At 73.2% G+C, this 22,917-nt stretch carries 19 protein-coding genes; 13 read left to right on the top strand and 6 right to left on the bottom strand.

The features are described from left to right. Window positions 1-7: 7 nt before the first annotated feature. Window positions 8-673: an amino acid ABC transporter permease gene (locus tag ACF1G2_RS02245; protein WP_391796399.1), complete on the top strand. Its 666-nt coding sequence runs from the start codon at window positions 8-10 to the stop codon at window positions 671-673. Further along, a complete protein-coding gene (locus tag ACF1G2_RS02240; RefSeq protein ID WP_391796398.1) occupies window positions 670-1,584 on the top strand; it encodes an amino acid ABC transporter permease in 915 nt (304 codons plus the stop codon). The genes ACF1G2_RS02245 and ACF1G2_RS02240 overlap by 4 nt, the downstream gene beginning before the upstream one ends. Window positions 1,585-1,693: 109 nt before the next feature. On the opposite strand, the gene ACF1G2_RS02235 is transcribed toward ACF1G2_RS02240, so the two are convergent. Both ACF1G2_RS02235 and ACF1G2_RS02230 read right to left on the bottom strand, forming a co-directional pair. Beyond that, on the bottom strand, window positions 1,694-2,437 hold the full coding sequence (locus ACF1G2_RS02235) for an anti-sigma factor domain-containing protein (protein ID WP_391797016.1): 744 nt from the start codon (window positions 2,435-2,437) through the stop codon (window positions 1,694-1,696). Between the two features lie 5 nt (window positions 2,438-2,442). Further along, entirely contained in the window at window positions 2,443-3,027 is a 585-nt protein-coding gene (locus ACF1G2_RS02230; RefSeq protein WP_391796397.1) for a sigma-70 family RNA polymerase sigma factor, read from the bottom strand. Window positions 3,028-3,247: 220 nt separating this feature from the next. Between ACF1G2_RS02230 and ACF1G2_RS02225 the strand changes: the two genes are divergently transcribed. Continuing rightward, window positions 3,248-3,880 carry a fasciclin domain-containing protein gene (locus ACF1G2_RS02225; RefSeq protein WP_391796396.1) on the top strand — a complete coding sequence of 211 codons (633 nt, stop codon included), beginning with the start codon at window positions 3,248-3,250 and terminating at the stop codon, window positions 3,878-3,880. 98 nt (window positions 3,881-3,978) lie between these two features. On the opposite strand, the gene ACF1G2_RS02220 is transcribed toward ACF1G2_RS02225, so the two are convergent. Continuing rightward, window positions 3,979-6,096, bottom strand: a complete 2,118-nt coding sequence (locus ACF1G2_RS02220) for an MMPL family transporter (RefSeq protein ID WP_391796395.1) — start codon at window positions 6,094-6,096, stop codon at window positions 3,979-3,981. A gap of 184 nt (window positions 6,097-6,280) precedes the next feature. Continuing rightward, window positions 6,281-6,775, bottom strand: coding sequence for a MarR family winged helix-turn-helix transcriptional regulator (locus tag ACF1G2_RS02215; protein WP_391796394.1), 495 nt, complete (start codon window positions 6,773-6,775; stop codon window positions 6,281-6,283). A 135-nt stretch (window positions 6,776-6,910) separates the two neighbouring features. Here ACF1G2_RS02215 and ACF1G2_RS02210 point away from each other — a divergent pair, with 135 nt between their 5' ends. Continuing rightward, a complete protein-coding gene (locus ACF1G2_RS02210; RefSeq protein ID WP_391796393.1) occupies window positions 6,911-8,512 on the top strand; it encodes an SDR family oxidoreductase in 1,602 nt (533 codons plus the stop codon). A gap of 123 nt (window positions 8,513-8,635) precedes the next feature. Further along, complete coding sequence (locus ACF1G2_RS02205) at window positions 8,636-10,009, top strand: cryptochrome/photolyase family protein (RefSeq protein ID WP_391796392.1); 1,374 nt, start codon at window positions 8,636-8,638, stop codon at window positions 10,007-10,009. Window positions 10,010-10,018: 9 nt separating this feature from the next. Here the strand turns inward: ACF1G2_RS02205 and ACF1G2_RS02200 are convergent, their stop codons facing one another. Continuing rightward, window positions 10,019-11,041 (bottom strand): MerR family transcriptional regulator, encoded by a 1,023-nt coding sequence (locus ACF1G2_RS02200; protein ID WP_391796391.1) that lies wholly within the window; start codon window positions 11,039-11,041, stop codon window positions 10,019-10,021. Between the two features lie 133 nt (window positions 11,042-11,174). Between ACF1G2_RS02200 and ACF1G2_RS02195 the strand changes: the two genes are divergently transcribed. The 8 genes from ACF1G2_RS02195 (at window position 11,175) to ACF1G2_RS02160 (ending at window position 19,655) form a co-directional block, all read left to right on the top strand. After that, window positions 11,175-11,816 (top strand): sigma-70 family RNA polymerase sigma factor, encoded by a 642-nt coding sequence (locus ACF1G2_RS02195; RefSeq protein WP_391796390.1) that lies wholly within the window; start codon window positions 11,175-11,177, stop codon window positions 11,814-11,816. A gap of 189 nt (window positions 11,817-12,005) precedes the next feature. Beyond that, window positions 12,006-14,084 (top strand): ATP-binding protein, encoded by a 2,079-nt coding sequence (locus ACF1G2_RS02190; protein WP_391796389.1) that lies wholly within the window; start codon window positions 12,006-12,008, stop codon window positions 14,082-14,084. A gap of 205 nt (window positions 14,085-14,289) precedes the next feature. Beyond that, entirely contained in the window at window positions 14,290-15,546 is a 1,257-nt protein-coding gene (locus tag ACF1G2_RS02185) for an NAD(P)/FAD-dependent oxidoreductase (protein ID WP_391796388.1), read from the top strand. Window positions 15,547-15,650: 104 nt separating this feature from the next. Then, complete coding sequence (locus ACF1G2_RS02180) at window positions 15,651-16,352, top strand: DUF1365 domain-containing protein (protein ID WP_391796387.1); 702 nt, start codon at window positions 15,651-15,653, stop codon at window positions 16,350-16,352. Continuing rightward, window positions 16,349-17,662, top strand: a complete 1,314-nt coding sequence (locus ACF1G2_RS02175; RefSeq protein ID WP_391796386.1) for a class I SAM-dependent methyltransferase — start codon at window positions 16,349-16,351, stop codon at window positions 17,660-17,662. The genes ACF1G2_RS02180 and ACF1G2_RS02175 overlap by 4 nt, the downstream gene beginning before the upstream one ends. Beyond that, complete coding sequence (locus ACF1G2_RS02170; RefSeq protein WP_391796385.1) at window positions 17,659-18,468, top strand: DUF1295 domain-containing protein; 810 nt, start codon at window positions 17,659-17,661, stop codon at window positions 18,466-18,468. Before ACF1G2_RS02175 ends, ACF1G2_RS02170 begins: the two co-directional genes overlap by 4 nt. Beyond that, a complete protein-coding gene (locus ACF1G2_RS02165; protein ID WP_391796384.1) occupies window positions 18,465-19,139 on the top strand; it encodes an alpha/beta fold hydrolase in 675 nt (224 codons plus the stop codon). Before ACF1G2_RS02170 ends, ACF1G2_RS02165 begins: the two co-directional genes overlap by 4 nt. A 120-nt stretch (window positions 19,140-19,259) precedes the next feature. Then, window positions 19,260-19,655 carry an STAS domain-containing protein gene (locus ACF1G2_RS02160; RefSeq protein WP_391796383.1) on the top strand — a complete coding sequence of 132 codons (396 nt, stop codon included), beginning with the start codon at window positions 19,260-19,262 and terminating at the stop codon, window positions 19,653-19,655. Between the two features lie 78 nt (window positions 19,656-19,733). Here ACF1G2_RS02160 and ACF1G2_RS02155 read toward each other — a convergent pair whose 3' ends face one another. Further along, window positions 19,734-22,724, bottom strand: coding sequence for a carbohydrate binding domain-containing protein (locus ACF1G2_RS02155; RefSeq protein WP_391796382.1), 2,991 nt, complete (start codon window positions 22,722-22,724; stop codon window positions 19,734-19,736). Window positions 22,725-22,917: the final 193 nt, after the last annotated feature.

Below are 22,917 nucleotides of genomic sequence, written 5' to 3'. Positions count from 1 at the left end.
GGCCTCCGTGTTCGATTTCCTCGAAGGCTACGACCTGCTGGGAGCGTTCTGGGTGACGGTGCAGCTCACCGTCTACTCCGCGATCGGCTCCCTGATCTGGGGGACGCTGCTGGCCGCCATGCGCGTCAGCCCCGTCCCCCTGATGCGGGGCTTCGGCACCGTGTACGTGAACATCGTCCGTAACATCCCCCTCACCGTCATCATCGTCTTCACCTCGCTCGGGCTCTTCCAGACCCTCGGCGTCAACATGGGCGCCAAGGACTTCACCACCATCAACTTCCGGCTCGGCGTCCTCGGACTGATCGCCTACACCGCCGCGTTCGTCTGCGAGGCGGTGCGCTCGGGCATCAACACCGTCCCACTCGGTCAGGTCGAGGCCGCCCGTGCCATCGGGCTCAACTTCCCCCAGGTCCTGCGTCTCATCGTGCTTCCGCAGGCCTTCCGCTCCGTGGTGGGACCGCTGGCCAACGTCCTGATCGCCCTCACCAAGAACACCACGGTCGCCGCCACGATCGGCGTCGCCGAGGCCGCCCTGCTGATGCGGGAGATGATCGAGAACGAGGCTCAGCTGCTCCTCATCTCGGCGATCTTCGCCTTCGGCTTCATCTGCCTCACCCTGCCCACCGGGCTCTTCTTCGGCTGGCTGAGCAAGAAGGTGGCGGTGAAGCGATGAAGGAACGGCCCACCGTCCTCTACGACGTCCCGGGACCGCGCGCGAAGCGCCGCAACGTCCTCTACACGCTGCTGTTCCTGATCGCCCTCGCCGCCGTGATCTGGTGGGTCCTCGTCAGCCTCGCGGACAAGAACCAGCTCGCGGCGGACAAGTGGGAGCCCTTCGTCACGGACTCCCGGGTCTGGACGACGTTCCTCCTCCCGGCCCTGAAGAACACCGTCATCGCCGCGGCGCTCTCCATGCTCATCGCCCTGCCCCTCGGCGCCCTCTTCGGCATCGCCCGGCTCTCCGACCACCGGTGGGTACGGGGCGCGGCCGGCACGGTCGTGGAGTTCTTCCGCGCCATTCCCGTGCTCATCCTGATGCTCTTCGCCAACGCGGCCTACTCCGAGTTCACCGACATCAGTCCGGAGACCCGCCCCCTCTACGCGGTCGTCACCGGACTGGTCCTCTACAACGCCTCGGTCCTCGCCGAGGTGGTCCGGGCCGGCATCCTCGCCCTGCCCGGCGGCCAGACGGACGCCGCGAAGGCGATCGGCATGCGCAAGGGCCAGACCATGGCGTACGTCCTGCTGCCCCAGTCGGTCACCGCGATGCTCCCGGCGCTCGTCAGCCAGCTCGTCGTCATCGTCAAGGACACGGCGCTCGGCGGAGCCATGCTCGGCTTCTCCGAGCTGCTCGCGTCCGTACGCCCGATGAGCGCCAACTACGGCGCCAACACGATCGCCAGCTTCACCGTCGTCGCCGTCATCTTCGTGATCCTCAACTTCGCGCTCACCACCTTCGCCGGCTGGCTTGAGCGCCGGCTGCGCCGCGCGAAGAGGTCCACGGGCGCGGTCGTCGGAGCGGGCGCGGTGGAGGAACTCGCCACCCCCGGCGAACACGTCGGCCCCGCCGACGAGACCAAGTGACGGGCTACCGGCCCTCGGGCGGCGCCCCCCCGGGGCGCCGGCCCGGGGGATCGGCGCCGGCCCGTGGGAAGGCCCGGCGCCCCCTCCCACGGGGAAGCCGCCCGACGCGTCAGCCCTGGGGGAAGGCGAGTACGGCCACCGGGTTCGAGGTCGGATGGGGCGAGCCGCCCGCCGGTTCCACGGTGATGCCCATGCCCGACGCCCCGCTCACGGGGCCCTCCAGCAGGGTCGCCTCGGTGGTGGCGCGCGGGTCCATCAGCCCGGCCGGGCGCATGGTGCCGGCGTCGTCGTACCAGAGCTGGTAGACCTTTCCGCTCGGCGGCGCCGCCATGCCGGCCGCCGCGAACACCGCCCGGTCGAGCGAGCGGGAGACGACGACCGTGCCCACGGCGCCCCCCTCGACGCGGGTGGTGGAGATCCGGGCGTCCGGAGCGGCCAGGACCGCCGCGACCGCGTCGTTCGCCCCGCGCGCCTGGCGGGCCTCCTGCCGCGCCTCCTCCGCCTGCCCGTACTGCCAGACCGCGACGCCACCCAGCCCGACGGCGCCCGCCAGACAGGCCGCGAGGGCCCAGTGGGACAGCCGGCGCAGCCCGCGACGCCCCGGCAGGGAGCGCCCCGCCGACGTCGCCGGCGGATCCTGGCGTACGGTCGCGATCCGGCCCATCACCCCCGTCCGCAGCGACGCGGTGGGCGCCACGGCGACGGCGAGGCCGAGCCTGGTCACCGTCTCGGAGAACTCCTGTACCTCCTCGGCACATGACGGACACCCCGTCAGATGCCGCTCCACGGCCTCGCGCTCCCCGGAATCCAGCGCGTCGAGCGCATACGCGCCGGTCAAGGTGTGCGGATCCATCGCGTTCACGCGCCCACCCCCAGGCAGTCCCGGAGCCGGATGAGACCGTCGCGCAGCCGCGTCTTGACGGTTCCCAGCGGCAGGGTCAGCAGTTCCGCGACCTCCCGGTACGTGAGGCCGCGGTAGTAGGCCAGCGTCACCGACTCGCGCTGCAGCTCGGTCAGACCCCGCAGACAGCGCCGGAGCTGTTCCCGCTCCAGCCGGAGCTCGACCTGTTCCACCACCTCGTCGTACGCCGGTGTGTGCTCCAGGAGGGCGACCCGTGCCTCCCGGTCGCTCGCCGCCTGCTCGGAGCGCACCCGGTCGACCGCCCTGCGGTGCGCGAGCGTCAGGACCCAGGTCATCACCGAACCCCGCGAGGGCTGGTAGCGGGCCGCCGTCCGCCAGACCTCGACGAGCACCTCCTGCGCGACCTCCTCCGACTGCGCGGGGTCCCGCAGCACCGTGCGGACCAGGCCGAGCACCGGCCCGGAGACCGCCTCGAAGACCGTCGCGAACGCCTGCTGGTCCCCGTGGGCCACGCGGCCCATCACCTCGGGCAGGTCCGGAGCCGGGGACGGGGCCCTGCCGATCTGCACGTTCTCTCTCACCGGGAAGGCCTCCAGAAGCACTCGGGTTCGAGGAGTATTCGGAGCCGTCGGCCCGCCGGACGGGTCGCGTTCCGGACGTGTCCGGGCGCGGGCCCGTGCCACCGAGGGCGACAACCGTTCCTCATGACTCTTTCGGGTGAGAGAGCCATCCGGAGGCGCTCGCGTGACGAATAAGCGGCGTGGGCCACCGACCGGTGGGCCCCCCGACTCAGGAGTGATCATGAACAGCCAGAGCTACCGCCGCGCCGCCGTTGCCGTCACCGCCGCCGTGCTGCTGCCGCTGGGCCTCTCCGCCTGCGCGGGCGGCGGGTCGGACAGTGAGGCCGCGGCGGCGCCGGACGCCGCCACCTCGCAGCCGGCCTCGGGCGGCACGACGGCCGACGAGCCCTTCGGCCCCGCCTGTGCCTCGGTGCCGAAGGAGGGCGCCGGGTCCTTCGACGGGATGGCCGAGGACCCGGTCGCCACGGCCGCCTCGAACAACCCGGAGCTGTCCACGCTGGTCGCCGCCGTCAAGCAGGCCGGCCTCGTGGACACCCTGAACAACGCGGAGAACATCACGGTCTTCGCGCCGACGAACGACGCCTTCGCCAAGATCCCGAAGGCCGACCTGGACAAGGTCCTCGCCGACAAGGAGCAGCTCACCAAGATCCTCACCTACCACGTCGTCGGCCAGAAGCTGACGCCGCAGCAGATGGAGAACGGCTCGTTCGAGACCCTTCAGAAGAGCACGCTCACCACCTCGGGCTCGGGGGAGAGCTACACCGTCAACGACTCCTCGAAGGTCGTGTGCGGCAACGTGCCCACCGCCAACGCCACGGTCTACATCGTCGACACGGTGCTGATGCCGAAGTAGTCCGAGCCCTGCTCGCGCGGTCACTCGCGCCGTACCCGAGCCGTGCTCCCGCCGTACGTGGCCGCCACCCCGCCCCGGGCCGGGTGGCGGCCACGGCCTCATCCGGAGGTGGCCCGGTCCTCGCGGCGGCTGAGCGCGCCGGGCCACCAGGCGACGGGGCCGAGGTCCCGTACGAGGGCCGGCACCAGCAGGGAGCGGACGACGAGGGTGTCCAGGAGGACGCCGAAGGCGACGATGAAGGCGATCTGCACCAGGAACGCCAGCGGAATGACGCCCAGCGCCGCGAAGGTGGCGGCCAGGACGACACCGGCGGAGGTGATGACACCGCCGGTCGCGGTCAGCCCGCGCAGAACGCCCTCACGTACCCCGTGCCGCAGCGATTCCTCCCGGACCCGGGACATCAGGAAGATGTTGTAGTCCACGCCGAGGGCGACCAGGAAGACGAACCCGTAGAGCGGGACCGAGGAGTCGGTGCCGGTGAAGCCGAACACGTGCTGGAACACCAGCGCCGAGACGCCGAGGGTGGCGACGAAGTTCAGGGCCACCGTGGCGACGAGGAGCAGCGGCATCAGCAGGGAGCGGAGCAGGCCGACGAGGATGACCAGGATGATCGCGAGCACCACCGGCACGATGAGCATCCGGTCGCGTTCGGCCGTCCGTTGGGTGTCGTACCGCTGAGCCGTGTAGCCGCCGACGAGGGCGTCCGCCCCCGGCACGGCGTGCACGGCCGTACGGAGCCGGGCGACGGAGTCCTTGGCGGCTTCGCCGTCCGCGGCGTCGGCCAGGGTGACGTCGATCCGGACCCGGCCGTCGACGACGAGCGGCGCGCCCGCCCCCGGCCGGCCGGAGGCGGTGACCGCGGTGACCGAGTCCACGCCGTCCACGCCCTCGGCCGCCGAGGTGACGCCGTCCAGCGCGGCGGCGTCGGCGATCACGATCGCCGGATTGCCCGCGCCGCCGGGGAAGTGACGGCCGAGGGTCTCCTGCGCGGCGACGGACGGGGCGTCGTTCACGAAGATCTCGTCGAGCGGAACCCCCTGGGACTGCAGGGTGGGTGCGAAGGCGGCGCAGGCGAGGAGCCCCGCGAGCGTCGCCGCCCAGACCTTGCGCGGCGCGCGGTCCACGAGCGCGGCCACCCGGCGCCAGATGCCGTGGCCGCCGCTCCCGGAGTCACCGCTCCCGGGGTCCGCCGGGCGCGGCCGTGCGGGCCAGTACGCGGCGCGGCCGAGCAGGACGAGGACGGCGGGCAGGAAGGTCAGGGCGCTCAGCACGGCGCAGACGATGCCGATGGCGCCCACCGGGCCCAGCGCCCGGTTGTTCGTCAGATCGCTGAAGAGCAGGGCGAGCAGGCCGAGGGCCACGGTGGCCGCGCTGGCCGTGATCGGTCCGGCGGACCGCCGCAGCGCGGCGCGCATGGCGGGGAACCGGTCGCCGTCGCGGCGGGAGAGCTCCTCCCGGTACCGGGCGGCGAGAAGCAGCGCGTAGTCGGTGGCGGCACCGATGACCAGGATCGACAGGATGCCCTGCACCTGGCCGTCCACACGGACGACGTCGTGGTCGGCGAGGACGTACACGACGGCGCACGCCAGGGCGAGCGAGAACACCGCGCCCAGGATGATGACCAGAGGCAGCAGCACACTGCGGTACACGAGCAGCAGGATGAGCAGCACCGTGACCAGGGCGACCGCGAGGAGCAGTCCGTCGATGCCGGCGAAGGCGTCCGACAGGTCGGCCTGGGTGGCGGCGGGTCCCGCGAGCCAGACGGTGGTCCCCGGCACCGAGGAAGCCGCCCGGTCGACCGACTTCAGCGTGGGCGCCAGTTCCTCGCCCAGGTCCGGGCGCAGCTGGACCACTCCGCGCAGCGCCTCCCCGTCCTCGGAGGGCAGGGCCGGGGACGGCGTACCGACGACTCCCGGCTCTCCGGCGAGCGTGGCCAGCGCGCGGGTGGCGGCGGACCGCTGTTCCGCGCCGATCGTGCCACCGCCGGGCGCCGTCCAGACGACGAGCGCGGGGAGCGTCTCCTCCTGCCGGAAGGCTCGCTGGGCCTCGATCACCCGGGTCGACTCGGCACTGCGGGGGAGGAAGGCGGCCTGGTCGTTGGTGGCCACCTCACCGAGCTTGCCCGCGTACGGGCCGAGCCCGCCTCCGACGGCGAGCCAGACGACGAGCAGGACGAGGGGCAGCAGACGGCCTGCCCATCGTGTGGGGCTGGACATGCGGACTCCAGGGACGAGGTCTCTCACGGGCAGAAGGTATCTCGAAGGAAAAGAATCTCAATGATTGAGAGAGATTGAACCATGGTGGATCTAGGACACGACGGCACGGGGCATCCCCGGCTCCGAGGAGTCCCGCTCCGGACCCCCTTCCGGCGCGCGAGCCCGTCCGGATGCACCGGCGCGTTCAGCGACGGGGCACGCGGAGTTCGCCGAGTTCGTCGTTGAGCGCGCTCAGGAACCGCAGCGCCACGGCCAGCTCGTCCTCGTCGAACCGGAGCCGGGCCCGCTCCGTCGCCTGCGCGAGCGGCATGAAGTAGCTGCGCGCGGCGGCCTTCGCCCCCTCCACGTAGTGCACATGGACGACCCTGCGGTCGGCGCTCTCACGGGAACGGCGGATGTGTCCGGCCCTTTCGAGCCGGTCGAGACAGGCGGTGACCGCCCCCGAGGTCAGCCCCAGACGCTCCCGCAGCCGGCCCGGCGTCAGCGGCTCGCTGCTGTCCAGGACCACCGAGAGCGCCTGCACGTCCGTGGGATGCAGACCCTGCGCGAGTGCGAAACCGTGGACCAGCCGGTTGATCTCTCCGTTCGTCCGCCGCAGCTCGACGGCGAAACTCTGCAGATCGCCCGGTGCGCGCTCGGACGCGGTGTCCCCGGTCTCGGATTCCTCTGTGCTGGCCACACGATCAGCCTATAGAAACCGGTCCGTGCATCCACCGCGGCCGTGCCCCGGGAAGAGTCGGACGAACAACACCCGGCCGTCGGGGCAGCGCGGCACACGCCACACGTCCCCCGACCGGCGGAACGGAGCACCTCGATGACGGACGCACCAGGACATGAGCCCCACGAGCCCCCCACCCCGGGGCCGCTCTGCCTCGTGACCGGCGCCAGCGGCTACATCGGCGGCCGCCTCGTCCCCGAACTCCTGGCGGCCGGATACCGGGTGCGCTGCCTGGCCCGTACCCCCGCGAAACTGCGGGACCACCCCTGGGCCGACCAGGTGGAGACCGTACGCGGCGACGTCACCGACGCCGAGAGCCTCGCCCCCGCCTTCCGGGACGTCGACGTCGCCTACTACCTGGTGCACGCGCTGGGCGGCGGGTCCGACTTCGAGAGCACCGACCGCAGGGCGGCCACGACCTTCGCCGAGGAGGCCCGCGCCGCCGGCATCCGGCGCATCGTCTACCTCGGCGGGCTCGCTCCGCGCGGCGTCCCCGACCGTGACCTCTCGCCGCACCTGCGCTCGCGTGCCGAGGTCGGACGCATCCTCCTGGGATCGGGGGTCCCGACGACCGTCCTGCGCGCCGCGGTCATCATCGGCTCCGGCTCGGCCTCCTTCGAGATGCTCCGCTACCTCACCGAGCGCCTCCCGGTGATGGTCACCCCGAGCTGGGTGCGCACCCGGATCCAGCCGATCGGGGTCCGGGACGTGCTGCGCTATCTCGTCGGCAGCGCGCGGATGCCCGAGGAGGTCAACCGGGCCTTCGACATCGGCGGGCCCGACGTCCTCACGTACCTCGGGATGATGCGCAGCTACGCGGCGGTCGCCGGGCTGCCGCGACGGCTCATCTTTCCCGTCCCGGTCCTGACACCGCGTCTGTCCAGCCTGTGGATCGGCCTGGTCACACCGGTGCCCCGGTCCATCGCCCGCCCCCTGGCGGAGTCGCTGAAGTACGAGGTCGTCTGCGACGAGCACGACATCGCCGACTGGGTGCCGGATCCGCCGGGCACCCCCCTCACCTTCGGCAGGGCGCTCTCCCTCGCGCTCCAGCGGGTCCGCGACGCCCAGGTCACCACACGCTGGTCCTCCGCGGCCCTCCCGGGAGTCCCCAGCGACCCGCTCCCGACCGACCCCGACTGGGCGGGCGGCAGCCTGTACACCGACGAGCGCGAGCTGACGGTCGACGCGTCACCGCAGGCGCTGTGGCGGGTGGTCGAGGGGATCGGAGGGGAGAACGGCTGGTACTCCTTCCCTCTCGCCTGGGCCGTACGAGGCTGGGTCGACCGGCTCGCCGGCGGCGTCGGGCTGCGCCGGGGCAGGCGCGACGCCACGCGGCTCAGGGTCGGTGACTCGCTGGACTTCTGGCGGGTCGAGGAGATCGAGCGCGGCCGGCTGCTGCGGCTGCGCGCCGAGATGCGGCTCCCGGGGCTCGCCTGGCTGGAGATGTACGCCGAGCAGGACCCGGACGGGACGACCCGCTACCGCCAACGGGCCCTCTTCCACCCGCGGGGCCTCGCCGGACACCTCTACTGGTGGAGCGTGTCGCCGTTCCACGCCATGGTCTTCGGCGGCATGGCCCGCAACATCGCCGAGCAGGCCCGGGCCACCGAGACCACACCGACTCCGGCCGGCACTCCTCACCCCGCACCTCAGGGCAGCGCCGCGCCCGCCACGACGGAGACGGACGGCGACCGGTGACCGGCGGACGGGCCGCCGCATCCGGCGCGGCCCCGTCGGGCGAATGGACCCGCAAGGTCAGCGCAGTGACCCTCGCGGGCGCCCGTCGGGCGGCCGTCCGGTGACGAAGCCAGGAGCGGTGCCATGAACGTCTCGGTCGTCCTGTTCACCTCGGACCTCCGCGTCCACGACCATCCGCCGCTGCGCGCCGCGCTGGGGCCGGGGAACGAGACCGTGCCCCTCTTCGTCCGGGACCCGGCCGTCGACGGAGCGGGCTTCGCGGCCCCGAACCGGCTCGCCTTCCTCGCGGACTGCCTCGGCGACCTCGACGCCGGACTGCGTGAGCGCGGCGGCCGGCTCGTGGTGCGCTCCGGCGACCCCGTCGACGAGGTGCGCGCCGTCGTGCGCGAGGCCGACGCCGACGAGGTGCACATGGCGGCCGGTGTCAGTGCCTTCGCCCGGCGCCGCGAGGACCGGCTCCGCCATGCCCTGGAGGAGGACGGACGGCGCCTGTACGTCCACGACGGCGTCGTCACGGCGCTGCCCGCGGGGGCCGTCACCCCGGACGGATCGGACCACTACTCCGTCTTCACCCCCTACTTCAACCGCTGGTCGCGCGAGCGGTTGCGGGAGCCGCTCGCGGCGCCGCACAAGGTCCGGGTGCCGCGGGGCATCCGCTCCGAGGACCTCCCCGCCCGCGCCGACGTGTCCTCCGTCTCCGAAGGCCTGGCCACCGGCGGCGAGAAGGAGGGCCGCAAACGGCTCACCGCCTGGCTGGGCCGGGGAGCCGACGCGTATGAGGAACGCCACGACGACCTCGCCGGCGACGCCACGTCCCGGCTGTCCCCGTACCTGCACTTCGGAGCCGTCTCGGCGGCCGAGGCGGTCCACCGGGCCAGGACCCGGGGAGGGCCGGGCGCGGAGGCGTTCGTACGGCAGCTCTGCTGGCGCGACTTCCACCACCAGGTCCTGGCGGCGCGCCCCGAGGCCGCCGAGGACGACTACCGCTCCCGGTCCGACGCGTGGCGGCACGGGAAGCAGGCCGAGGCCGACCTCCGGGCCTGGCAGGAGGGCCGCACCGGGTACCCCGTCGTGGACGCGGCGATGCGCCAGCTCGCCCACGAGGGCTGGATGCACAACCGGGGGCGGCTGCTCGCCGCGTCCTTCCTCACCAAGACGCTGTACATCGACTGGCGCTCCGGAGCGCGCCACTTCCTCGACCTGCTGGTCGACGGCGACGTGGCCAACAACCAGCTCAACTGGCAGTGGATGGCGGGCACGGGGACCGACACCCGCCCCAACCGCGTGCTCAACCCGGTGACCCAGGGCAAGCGGTACGACCCCCAGGGCGCGTACGTACGACGGTGGGTGCCGGAACTCGCCGGGCTCGAAGGCCCCGCGGTCCACGAGCCGTGGAAGCTGCCCGGACTCGAACGTGCCCGTTACGACTATCCGGACCCCGTGGTCGAACTCCCCGACGGGCTGGCCCGGTTCCGGCGCGCCCGGGGCCAGGACTGAGCCGGAGGCTCAGGACCGCGAGGCGGGGGAGCCGGGGGAGGCGGCCGGTTCGCCACCCCGCGCCGCCTCGCAGAGCCCGCGCAGCAGGGCCAGGGCCTCCCGGAGCCCACCGGGGCGCAGCATTCCGGGGCCGGGGGTCTGCCCCGCCCAACCGGGGCCCGCGAGAAGGACGGTCGTCCGGGCCCGGGCGCCCTTGACACCCCAGGAGGTGTCGGCCACGTGGCGGGCCAGCGGATGGTGCGCCGTGGACCGTGCCTGGGCCCACAGCACGACCGCGGCGGGGCCGGTCCTGCGCACCGCCTGGTCGAGCGCCTCGGGAGGCACGGCGGCACCGAACATGCGGGTGGGGAGGGCGAGTTCGGCCAGTCCCGCGGCGAGCGCCTCCAGCGGCAGGGTGTGCTGTTCGTTCGGCACGCAGGCGAGCAGGACCGGGGGAGTGTCCGCCGCCCGCGCCGTACGCCCGGGAGCGCCCACCCGGCGCAGCGCGGTCGACACGTGCCACGACAGCAGGTGCTCCACCTCGACGTAGCGGTCCTCCGAGGTGTCCCACTGGCGGCCCACGGCGTGCAGGGCGGGCGCCATGACGTCCTCCCAGGCGGCGACCAGGCCCCGCCTCGCGAGCACGGAGTCCAGCAGCTCGTCCATGGCCGCGGAGTCGAGGCGGACGGCCGCGCGGCCCAGTCCCCGGCGCTCCTGGCGCAACTCGTCCGGGAGCGCCGGCCGCCTCTCGGGGAGCGCCGGCCCCTTCTCCGGAAGCGGAGGCGCCGGCGGCACGTCCTCGACCGCAGCCGGAGAGGCCGACGCGGCACGGGCGGCACGCGCCGCCTCCGCGGGTGGGACTCCCGATGCCGTCAGACGGCACATCTCCTGGAGGACGGCGATGTCGCCGGGGGTCCACCGGCGGTGCCGCCCGCTCTCCCGGGACGCCGGTCCGATGCCGTAGCGCCGGTCCCAGGAGCGCAGTGTGGTGGGCGCGACGCCCAGGCGGCGGGCCACCGCACCGCTGGTGAGGCCCGGGGTGGGTTCGGTCATGGTTCCATCATACGACGCACAATCGATGCGAGTGGTGTCCAGCGGCAGCTGGATCGGAATCTGGAGATGCCCCGCACCCGGGGCTCCGCCCCCGACCGATCCTCTCCGGTCCCGGCCGTCAGGAGCAGTCGTCATGACCGTCATGACCGCACCGCCCGTCGTCTCCCCGCCTCCCGGCCTCGACGAGGGCCTCTCCGTCGACGAGTGGCTCTCCGACCAGGACGTCGCCCGGGGGTTCGTACGCGGCGAGGAGCGGTGTCTGACCGTCGCGTACCACCGGTGGAACGGCCTCGTGCGCACCCTGGCCGCACGCACCCTCGGAGACCCGCGGGAGGCCGAGGACGTGAGCCAGCAGGTCTTCCTCGCCGCCTGGAAGGGCCGTGCGGGCTACCGGCCCGAGCGCGGGCCGTTCCCCGGCTGGCTCGTCGGCATCACCCGGCGGAAGATCGCCGACGCGCTCTCCGCGCGCACCCGGCGCCGGGACCTGGTCACCGCGGCCGGAGTCCGGCTGCCGCGCGAGGGCGAGCCGGCCCCCGGCCCCGAGGCGGTCCTGGACCGGCTGGTCGTCACCCGCGAGCTGGCGAGACTCCCCGCCGTCCAGCGGGAGGTACTCGCCATGGCCTTCTACGGGGACCTCACCCAGGTGCAGATCGCCGAGCGCACCGGAATGCCGCTCGGCACCGTGAAGAGCCACGCGCGGCGCGGGCTGCACCGGATGCGCCGCGCGCTGAGCGAGGGGCCCGACCGCCACCTCGCGGCGGGCGCGGCCCGCTAGCGACGCACAATCGATGCGTTCGCCGGACACGCGGCCGGAGGCCCGCACCGGAGGCCCGGGTCCCGTCGGATCGGAGGCCGGCTCCCGCCGGACCGGACACCGCCGCTCCCCGTTCGGCGGGACCGCGTCACCGTGGAATGACCCGGGGCGGGGGGTCCGCTCGAGCGAGACATGAGGGACACTGCTGCCGTGCGTGGACATCTCCCGGACGAGAACACCAGTTTCGTGGGGCGCGACAGGGAACTGGACCGGCTGGCAGCGCAGTTGAAGGACCGCCGCCTGGTCGTGGTCACCGGGGTCGGAGGCGTCGGCAAGACGCGGCTGGCCCTCCACACCGCGGCCCGCCTCGCCGACGGCTTCCCCGACGGCGCGTGGTGGGCCGACCTCACACCGCTGGAGGGCGACCGGCTGCTCGTGGCGACGGTCGCCGACGCCGTCGACCTCACCTTCCACACCCCCGGCATGCCCGCCGCCGTCCTCGGCCGCTGGCTCGCCGACAAGCGGCTGCTGCTGGTCCTCGACTCCTGCGAACACGTCACGGACGCGTGCGCCCGGCTCCTCACCGACCTGCTCGCCGCCGCTCCCGGACTCACCGTCCTCGCCACCAGCCGACGGCCCCTCGGACTGCCCGAGGAGAAGGTACTCACCCTCGAACCGTTCGCCGCCGCCGGGCGCGACGCCATGGACCTGCTCCGGCAGCGCACCGCGGCGGGCCCGAGGCGCGGCGCCCGCGTCCCCGCCCAGTGGGCTGCCGGGCCCGCCGCCGAGATCTGCTCCCGGCTGGAGGGAATCCCCCTCGCCCTGGAACTCGCCGCGGCCCAGATGCGCCTCCAAGGCGTCGAGTCCGTCCGTGAACAGCTCGACTCCCGCTTCGAACTCCTCGTCCACCACGAGCGCGTGTGGCCCCAGCGGCACCAGACCCTGCGCGCCGCGATCGGCTGGAGCCATGAGCTGTGCGACCCCCTCGAACGGCTGCTCTGGGCGCGGCTGACCGTCTTCCGCGGCCCGTTCGACCTCGACTCCGCCGTCTTCGTCTGCACCGGGGGCCCGCTGACCCGGGAGACGCTGCCCGCCGCCCTCGACGCGCTCGTCCGCGCCTCCGTGGTCCGCAGGGAGGGCGCCCGCCACCGCCTCCTGGACACCATCCGCGAGTACGGCGCCGGCTGGCTCGCCAGGCTCGGCGAGAAGGAGGCGGTCGCCGACCGGCACGCCGCCTACTGCCTGGACCTGGCCCGACGGGCCGACGCCGGATGGCTCGGTCCCGAGCAGCTCCACTGGTACACCACCGTCGACGAGCACTACACCGACCTGTGCACCGCACTGGACCGGCTGCTGCGCACCGACCCCGACGCCGCACTCGCGCTCGCCGGGGCCGTCGGCTTCTACTGGTCGTGCAGCGGCCGGCTGCGCGAGGCCCGCGACTACCTGGAACAGGCCCTGGTCCTCAGCGAGGCCAGGGGCGCCGACCGGGCCCGTGCCCTCTGGGCCCTGGGCGTGGTCCTGACCCTGCAGGGCGACTTCGTCCCCGCCCAGGACGTCAGCGAACGCTGTGCGCGCGAGGCCCGGCACGCCGAGTACGCCTCACGGACCGCGGCCACGCCCACCCGGCCGGCCGGCGTGGGGACCGACACCCTGGACGCCGCCTACCTCGCGGGACTGCTCGCGCTCATGACCGGCCGGCCGATGGCCGCGCTCGTCCTCGTCGGACACGTACTCGACGCGGCCCCCGGCCCTCCGACCGACTCGGCCGCCCGCCTGCGCTGCCTCCTCGTCCGGGTCTTCGGACTGACCGGACTCGGGCGGTTCGACGAGGCCCGTGCGGAGGCCCACGCCCTCCGGACGGCCTGCGTGGAGCTGGGAGAGCACTGGACCCGCGCCTACCTGGACTACCAGCTCGCGCTCATCGGCCTCCTCGAAGGGGAGCCCGAGGCCGCGGCCGACCACGCCCGCGAGATGCTGGCCGGAAAGCGGAAGCTCGGCGACGGCTTCGGCGTCGCCCTCGGCCTGGACGTCCTCGCCGCCGCGCTCGCCGCCTCCGGGGACGGCGAACTCGCCGCCGACGTCTCCGGCACCGGCGAGTCGTACTGGCGCTCCACCGGCCACCCCCAGCGCGGCATGCCCGAACTGCACGCCCTGCGCCTCAAGTACGAGGACACCGCCCGCGCGACGATCGGCTCGACCGCATACGAGGAGATCTTCCTGCGGGCCCTCTCCGGGCTCGCGCAGGACGGGCTCGAACGCGCCCTGCGCGGATCACGGCACACCTGACACCCGTCCCTCCGCACTGCTCTCCAGGGCCGAGAGCGCCGCGCGGACCCCCGACTTCCCCCGCGAGGCGCGGGACGGATGCGGTACGACCCGAATATCGGACCATGGGACCAGATCCCCATCCGGCAGCCCCTCAGTTCCGAAGTACCTCCTGAGACATCCGCGCGCACCCGGCGCGCGGTCCGACAGGGAGGGGTCGAGGAACGTGGAACGGCAGAGGGTCGCGGTCGTCGGCGGGGGAGTGGCGGGGCTGACCGCCGCCCACGTGCTCCGCCGCGCGTACGACGTGGTGCTGTACGAGGCGGACGACCGCCTGGGCGGCCACGCCCACACCCACGAACTGCCCACCGGAGACGGCGGGACCGTCCACGTGGACAGCGGATTCATCGTGCACAACGAGCGCACCTACCCCCACCTTCTCCGGCTCTTCCGCGAACTGGGCGTCACCACCCAGGACTCCGAGATGAGCATGTCCGTGCGGTGCGACGGCTGCGGCCTGGAGTACGCCGGAGCGCGCGGCCCCGCCGGTCTCCTGGGCGGTGGAAACGTGCTGCGCGGCCGGCACCTGCGCATGCTCGCCGACGTCCCGCGCTTCCACCGGGCCGCCCGCCGGCTGCTCGCCTCCGGGGACGACGCCCCGACCCTCGGGGACTTCCTCGAGGCACACAGGTTCTCCGCCTACTTCACCGGCCACTTCGTCATCCCGCTGGTCTCGGCCGTCTGGTCGTGCGCTCCCGGCACCGCGCTGCTCTACCCCGCCCGGTACCTCTTCCGCTTCCTCGCCCACCACGGACTTCTGTCCGTCACGGGATCGCCCCAGTGGCGCACCGTGACCGGAGGCTCGGCCGCGTACGTCGCCCGGGCCGCCAAACACCTCACCGCCGTACGGACCTCCACCCCGGTCCGCGCCGTCGAGCGCGCCGCGGACCACGCGCGCGTGACCACCGAGGACGGCGACACCGCGACGTACGCCGCCGTCGTGCTCGCCGTCCACCCCGACCAGGCGCTGCGGATGCTCGCCGACCCCACGGACGCCGAGCGGCGGGTCCTCGGCGCCTTCACCTACTCCCGCAACCCCACCGTGCTCCACCGCGACACCTCCCTGCTCCCGCGCGCGCCGCACGCGCGCGCCTCGTGGAACTACCGGCTGCCGTCGTGCACCGCCCGTCCCGACGCGGTCCAGGTCAGCTACGACATGAACCGGCTGCAGCGGCTGGAGACACCCGACCCGCACATCGTCACGCTCAACGCCGGCGACCGCGTCGACCCCGGCACCGTGCTGGCCCGCATGGTCTACGAGCACCCCGTCTACACCCCCCGGTCCGTCGCCGCGCAGCGGGAACTGCCCGGTCTGAACACGACGGTCACCGCCTTCGCCGGCGCGTACCACGGCTGGGGCTTCCACGAGGACGGCTGCCGCTCGGGAGTCGAGGCCGCCGAGGCCCTGGGGGTGACGTGGTGAACACCCGCCCCAGGGAGCCTGACCGGCCCCGCGCCCCGAAGGGGGCCCGGCCCCGTGTCCCGGAGCCGGACCGGCCCCGTGTCCCGGCCCTCTACGAGTCGACCGTGGCCCACGCCCGCCTCGCCCCCGTCCGCCACGTCTTCCGGACACGCACCTACTTCTGGCTCGTCGACGTCGACGACCTGCCCCGGCTGCCGCGCGGCCTGCGCGCGCTCGCGCGCTTCGACACCCGCGACCACTTCGACGGCCGGGCACCGACACCGGGCGCCGCTCTGCGCGGGTACCTGCGCGCGAACGGGGCGCACGACGCCGACGGGCGCGTCCTCATGCTGACCCAGGCCCGGGTCCTCGGCCATGTCTTCAACCCGCTGACGCTCTACTGGTGCCACGACCGCGACGACACCCTCGTCTGCGTCGTCGCCGAGGTCCACAACACCTACGGGGAGCGCCACTGCTACCTGATGCGTCCCGACGCGCACGGCCGCGCCGACGTACCCAAGGACTTCTACGTCTCGCCCTTCTACGGTGTCGAGGGCACCTACCGCATGCGGCTGCCCGTCCCCGGAGACTCCCTCGACCTGACCGTCCAGCTGCACCACGGCGCGGGCCGGCCACCCTTCACCGCGACCGTGCGCGGCCGCCACCGGCCGGCGAGTCCTCGCGCGCTCCTCTCCGTGGCCCTGCGCCACCCCTGGTCGACCGCGAAGGTCTCCCTCGGCATCCGTCTGCACGGCATCCGTCTCTACCTCCGCGGACTTCCCGTCCAACCCCGACCCGTCCACCCCACGCACGAAGGAATGCTGTGACCGCTCCGCACTCTCGGGCGCAGACGAGGGCCGACGAGCCCGTCCCCGAGGCCGCGCCCGGCACCACCCCGCCCACGCGCCGGTCCGACGTCGCCGAGCCGCCGCGCGTCTCGGCCCTGCGGACCGCCATCGCCCGGCGGATCGTCGAACGGGCCTTCGCCCGCATCCCGTTGCGCGTACGGCACGCGGACGCCGGCGCCCCCGGCATCCCCGCGGTACCCGGCGCCGCGCCCACCCTCACGCTGCACGACCCCGAGGCCTTCCACCGCCGGATCGGGGCCGACGGACTGATCGGGTTCGGCGAGTCCTACATGGCCGGTGAATGGGACAGCGACGACCTGGTCGGCGTCCTGACCGTGCTCGCCACGCACGTCGACGACCTGGCCCCGGCCCCGCTGCGCAGGCTGCGCGGCGCGTGGGTGCGCCGCAGGCCCGCCCACCAGCGCAACACCCCCGACGGAGCCCGGGAGAACATCCACCGCCACTACGACCTCTCCAACGAGCTGTTCGCCCTCTTCCTCGACGCGAGCATGTCCTACTCCTCGGCCGTCTTCGCCGCGTTCCCCGCCTCACCCGCGACGTTCACCGCCGCCCAGCACCGCAAGATCGACCGGCTGCTCGACCTGGCCGACGTCGGACCGGGCACCCGGCTCCTGGAGATCGGCACCGGCTGGGGGGAACTGGCCCTCCGCGCGGCGGGCCGCGGCGCCCGGGTGCTGACCGTGACCCTCTCCGAGGAGCAGGCGGAGCTGGCGCAGGCTCGGATCGCGGCCGCCGGGTTCTCCGACCGGGTCACCGTCGAACTCCGGGACTACCGGGACGTCAAGGGCTCATTCGACGCCGTCGTCAGCGTCGAGATGATCGAGGCCGTCGGCGCCGAGTACTGGCCCGCCTACTTCGCGAGCCTGGACCGTCTCCTCGCCCCCGGCGGCCGCGTCGCCCTCCAGTCCATCACCATGGAGCACGACAGGATGCTGCGCACCGCCCGTACCCACACCTGGATCAGCAAGTACATCTTCCCCGGCGGCCTCATCCCCTCGCGCGAGGCCATCGCGGCGGAGAGCGCGGCCGTGGGCCTGCGGATCACCGAGGACACCGGCTACGGCGACCACTACGCCGAGACGCTCCGGCTGTGGCGCGAGGAGTTCGTGCGACGCGCCGACGAGGTGGCCGCCCTGGGCTTCGACCACGTCTTCCGCCGTATGTGGGAGCTGTACCTCGCCTACTCCGAAGCGGGATTCCGCTCCCGCTACCTGGACGTGCGCCAGATCAGGCTGGTCTCCGACGACCTGCGGCGAGGGCTCCGGTGAACGGTTTCGACGGCGGTGCCTTCGCCCTGAACCTCGGCGTCGCAGCCGGTGTCGCGCTCGCCGTCATGCTGGCCGCCTTCGCCGTCGGCACGGCCAAGGGGCTGCACCGGATCGTCGACATCGCCTGGGGTGCCGCTTTCGCCGCGGTCGCCCTCGCCACCTGGCTGCTCTCGGCGGGCGACGGCGACGACGGCCGGCGCCTGGCGGTCGCCCTCGCCACGGTGGTGTGGGGGCTGCGCCTCGCCCTCCACATCGCGCGGCGCGGCCGGGGCCACGGCGAGGATCCCCGGTACGCCCGCATGCTCGCCCGCGCCCCCGGCGACCCCCGGCTCTACGCGCTGCGGAAGATCTATCTGCTCCAGGGCGGGCTCGTCTGGCTCGTCTCCCTGCCCGTCCAGGCCGCCGCGTACCTCACGGAGCCGCTCGGTGCGCTGGGTGCGCTCGGACTGTTCCTGTGGGCCGGAGGGCTGGCCTTCGAGGCGGTCGGCGACCACCAGCTCGCCCGTTTCAAGGCCGACCCCGCCCACCGCGGAATGATCATGGATCGGGGGCTGTGGAGCTGGACCCGACACCCCAACTACTTCGGCGACTTCCTGGTCTGGTGGGGGCTCTGGCTCCTGGCCTGTGCGACCTGGCAGACTGCGGCGCTCACCCTGGTCTCGCCGGTGGTGATGAGCGCGCTGCTCATCTGGGGAAGCGGCAAACGACTGCTGGAGGCGCACATGGCGGACCGTCCCGGCTTCGCCGACTACGCCGCCCGTACCAGCGGCTTCTTCCCGAGACCGCCACGACGGGGGGCCGGATGACTGCCACCGCCGGCCGCCGGGGAGCGCCGACGGACGACGAGGGCGCGCTGGTGCTCCGTTCCTCACCGGCCGCCCCGAAGGCGGCCGTCCTGCTGCTGCACGGCGGCCGGGCCGACGGACCGGAACCGCCGCCCGCGCTCAACCTCCCCGCCCTGCGGATGCGGCCCTTCGCCGCGGCGGTCGTGCGCGCGACCCGCGGAGCCGACGTCCTCGTGGCCGAGGTGCGCTACCGGCACCGCGGCTGGAACGGCGACCGCTGCGACGCGGCCAGGGACGCCGCCGCTGCCCTCGCCCGCGTCCGGAAGCTCGTCGGCGAGGTTCCCGTGGTCCTCATGGGGCACTCCATGGGCGGCCGCGCGGCACTCCGCGCGGCCGGCGCCCCGCACGTCCGGGGCGTGGTGGCCCTCGCCCCCTGGTGCCCGCCCGGCGAGCCGGTGGACCATCTGGGCGGCCGCCGCCTCTACCTGCTGCACGACGAGCGGGACCGGGTGACCTCGGCGGCCCAGTCCTGGGAGTTCGCCCGCCGGGCGCGAAGGGCCGGGGCGGACGCCGTCGCCGTCCGGATGCCCGAGGGCGGCCACAGCATGCTCCGGAGCGCGGGCTCCTGGCACCGGCGGGCGGCCCGGCTCGCCGCGGCCCTGCTTGACGACGCGCCGACTCCCGACGGCTGAGGAGTCACCCCCGTCTCCTCCGGCCCGGTTGTCCCCCGGAAGTGGATCACTGCCGCGCTCCGGGGTGACCGGGCGGCGCGCCGTTTTCCCGTGGACGGGGCGACCGGTGTTGATGGAGGGGTGAGTACCCAGCGCACCGCACCGATACTGACCCGCATCCCCCGCCCCGTCGTGTGCGACGAGGGCGCGGACACCGCGCCCGGGGACATAGCGGTCCACTCGTGCCGGAACCTCGGCGCCACGGGGCTGCTGGTCCGGCTGAAGGGCGAGGTCGACCACCTCGGCGCGGCACCGCTGCGCGCGATACTGGCCTCCGCCGCCGAGGCCGGGGTCACCGACCTCGTCCTCGACGCCTCCCGCGTGACCTTCTGCGACTCGGGTCTGCTGGGCGTCCTCGACCAGTGGACCCTGATGGGCGGCCGGTACCGCATCGACGCGCCCTCGCCGGTCGTCCTGCGGCTGTTGCGGGTCTCCGAGGGGACCCTGCGCGGACCGCTGCGGCGCCCACGCGCCTGACCCGCGGTCTCCTGGACGGAGCGGGGCGGACGGCGTCGCCCCTCGACGCCGCCCGCCCCTCCCGCGCCCGCGGTACCGCTACTTCAGGTACGGCCCCGCGGTCCCGATCCGGCCGGGCCCGTTCAGGACGTACACCCGCAGGTTGCCCTTGCCCGGCGCGGCGACGCTCAGAGTGCCGTCGTCGACGACCCGCCGGTCGCCGGTGACGGCGTCGGTGTAGGTGCCGTTCGGGACGCCGGTGAAGGTGGCCGCACCGCTGACGGTGACGAGTGCGAAGCTGTCGGTCGTACCGCTGGTGTAGCGGCGCTTGTACGCCATCGAGCCGCTGATGCCCTCGGTGGAGTACTGACCCGTCTGGAGTGCCGGAACGGCCCGGCGGATCTGGTTCAGCCGCTGGACGTGCCGGACCAGCGGCTGTGCCAGGGTCTGGGCGACCGCTCCGCTCGCCGACTTGACGGTGGAGAACCCGGAGGCCTTCACCTCCCCGGCGAGATGGTCGCCGAAGTAGGCGCGGCCCGTGGTCGCGAGCGGGCAGGTGGGCCCGCAGTCGATCTTCCTGCCCTTCTGGAACTCGATCTCGGAGCCGTAGTACAGCGTCGGGATGCCGCGGAAGGTCCACATCAGCGACATGTTCTCGGCCCACGCGTCCGTGCCGCCGGCGTAGCGCTCGCTGCTCTTGTTGGGCCCGTAGTCGTGGCTGTCGACGTACACGACGTTGTAGGTGGCGTCGTTGTAACTGTCGTCGGAGTCCTTGCCGTTGCCGAAGGCGTTCTGCGCGTCGCCGAAGTTCATGTGCATGCGCATGTCGATGACGTTCATCCCGGAGAACCTGCTGTGGTCCGGCGCGTGGTAGCTGTTGCCGTCGAGGAACGCGTTGTTCGACGTGGGCTGGTTCCCCGTGCCCTGCTGCTGCTCGTAGTCGTACATCTCCAGCGCGGCTCTGGTGTCGTCGGCGTCGTACTCCCTGCGCTCCTTCCAGGTGTAGAACTGGGCGGAGTGGTTGACCGAGCCGCGGTTCCACTTGTCGTTGACGAAGGCGGCGACCTCGCCGAAGACGAAGAAGTTCTTCGCCGCCTCCGCGCCGAACCTCTGCGTGACGCGCTGCTGGATGGCGGGCAGGAAGCGCCGGTTCCAGGTGGTCCGCGGGATGTGGACGGCGGTGTCGACGCGGAAGCCGTCGACACCCATGTCGATGTACTTGTCGTAGGCGCCGATCAGGTAGTTCTGCACGGGCGCCGACTCGGTGTCGAAGTCGGCCAGATCGTCGTGCAGCCAGCAGGAACGGGAGTCCTCGCCCTCCCAGTTGCCGATCCAGCAGGTGTGGTAGAGCGACTTGGGGAACATGCCCGACGTGGGGTTCGGCCACTGGCAGTTGTAGATCCGGTAGCCCTCCGGGGAGGTGTACGGGGTCGGGGTTCCCCAGTTGACGCAGGTGTTGCCGGTCGGTTCGGCCGTCGACCAGAGGTCGCCGTTGTAGTAGGACTTCCCCGACTTCGGTTCGACGGTCAGCCCGTCGTACTCGAACGAGGAGTTCGGCTCGTCGTAGTACCAGCTCCACTGGCTGTCACGGACGCCGTACGTCCTGGGGGTGAAGAGCCCCTTTGCGCCCCAGCGGGAGGAGTGGTTGTAGACGACGTCCTGGTAGATCTTCATGCCCTTGGCGTGGGCCGCGTTGATCAGGTCCTGGTACGAGGCTCCGGCCGACTCCAGACGGGCGTCGACCTCGTAGAAGTCGTACCCGTGGTAGCCGTGGTAGTCGTAGTCGGACCGGTTGAGCACCACGGGGGTGATCCAGACGGCGGAGAAGCCGAGCCCCTTGATGTAGTCGAGCTTGTTCACCAGCCCCTTGAAGTCGCCCCGGAACATCGGATCGCCGTTGGCCGCGTTCCCCGACCTGGTGTGCTGGCTGCCGCCCCGGTTGTTCGAGGTGTCGCCGTCGTCGAAGCGGGCGGTGAGGACGAAGTAGATCGGGTCCTTGCGGGGGTCGGTGCCGAGCGGCCGGCCCGGGCCGGGAGCCGGGGGCGCCGTGCCGGTGGTCGCCCGGGCGGGCGCGGAGGCGGCGGAGGCGTTGCCCGCGGCGTCGAGGGCCCTGACCGTGTAGGTGTAGGCGGTGTTCTCCGCCAGGCCCGTGTCGGAGAGGACGGTGGAGCCGACGTCCGTGACCGTCGTGCCGCCCGTGCCTCCGGTACGGGTCACCTGGTAGCCCGTCACCCTCGTGTCGTCGGTGGAGGGTTCCCACGTCAGGACGACGGAGGTGCCGTCGGCGTTCGCGGTGACCCCGGCCGGCACGCTGGGCGCCCGGGTGTCGGGGACCTCGGCGGCGCACGGGTTCGCGGCGCCGCCGGTGACCACCCGGTCCTTGACGGTCGTCGTGCCGGCGGACAGCGCGTAGTTCGCCCCGTTGTTGTTGTCCCAGACGCCGTTGCCGTTGTTGAAGACGGCGCTCAGGGTGGTGGCGGCGCCGAGCTCGACGGTCCGCTTCCACCAGCCGGTGCAGGCCGCCTCCATGCCGATGCCGGGGACGGTGGTCCAGGCGCCGCCCGCGGGGGCGTAGTGCAGGTTGGCGGTGGTCCAGCCGAGCGCGGCGGTGGAGTAGTAGACGGTGGCCTGGTTGCCGGGGCCGGCGGGTCCGCCGGGATGGTCGGCGCACGGGTCGGAGTGGGCGACCACGCCGTCCCTGACCGTGATCGTCCCGGTGCCCAGGTCGTAGTTCTGTCCGCCGTTGTTGTCCCAGGTGCCCGCGCCGTTGTTGAAGGTGGCCCGGAGTCCCTCGGCCGAGCCCAGGGCTACGGTCTTCTTCACCCAGTCCGTGCAGGCCGCCTCCATCGGCACGCCCGGGACGGCGGTCCAGGCGCCGCCGTCGGGGGCGTAGTGGAGGTTGTGGGCCGACCAGTTCTTGGTCTTCGTGTAGTAGAAGACCGTCGCCGTGTTCTCCGCGGCCGCGACGGGCTCCGAGGGCACGGTGGCCGGCCCGGCCGGGTGTGTGGCGTACAGCAGTCCGATCAGACAGGCGGCGGCCAGGGCCGCGGCCGGGGCGCGGCCGAAGCGCGGGACGGGGGAGCGTCGCATGCGTCTCTTCTCCGGGGCAGGGCCACGACGGGGGAGGCCGTGGCGGCGGTGGGAGTTGAAAGTTCGTTCGGCAACTTGCTGCAAGCGCTTGCGTGGGCCGAAAATTACCCGTGCATGACAGGGCCGTAAAGAGTCGCGACAGCATCTGTGGCGAACGGGGCCGGACGCGTTCGGATGCGGGGTCCCGGCGGAG

The sequence above is a fragment of the Streptomyces sp. NPDC013457 genome (assembly GCF_043089925.1).
Lineage (GTDB): Bacteria > Actinomycetota > Actinomycetes > Streptomycetales > Streptomycetaceae > Streptomyces.
The sequence above is the reverse complement of the archived record's forward strand: the minus strand, read 5'-3'. Positions and strand labels throughout refer to the sequence as shown.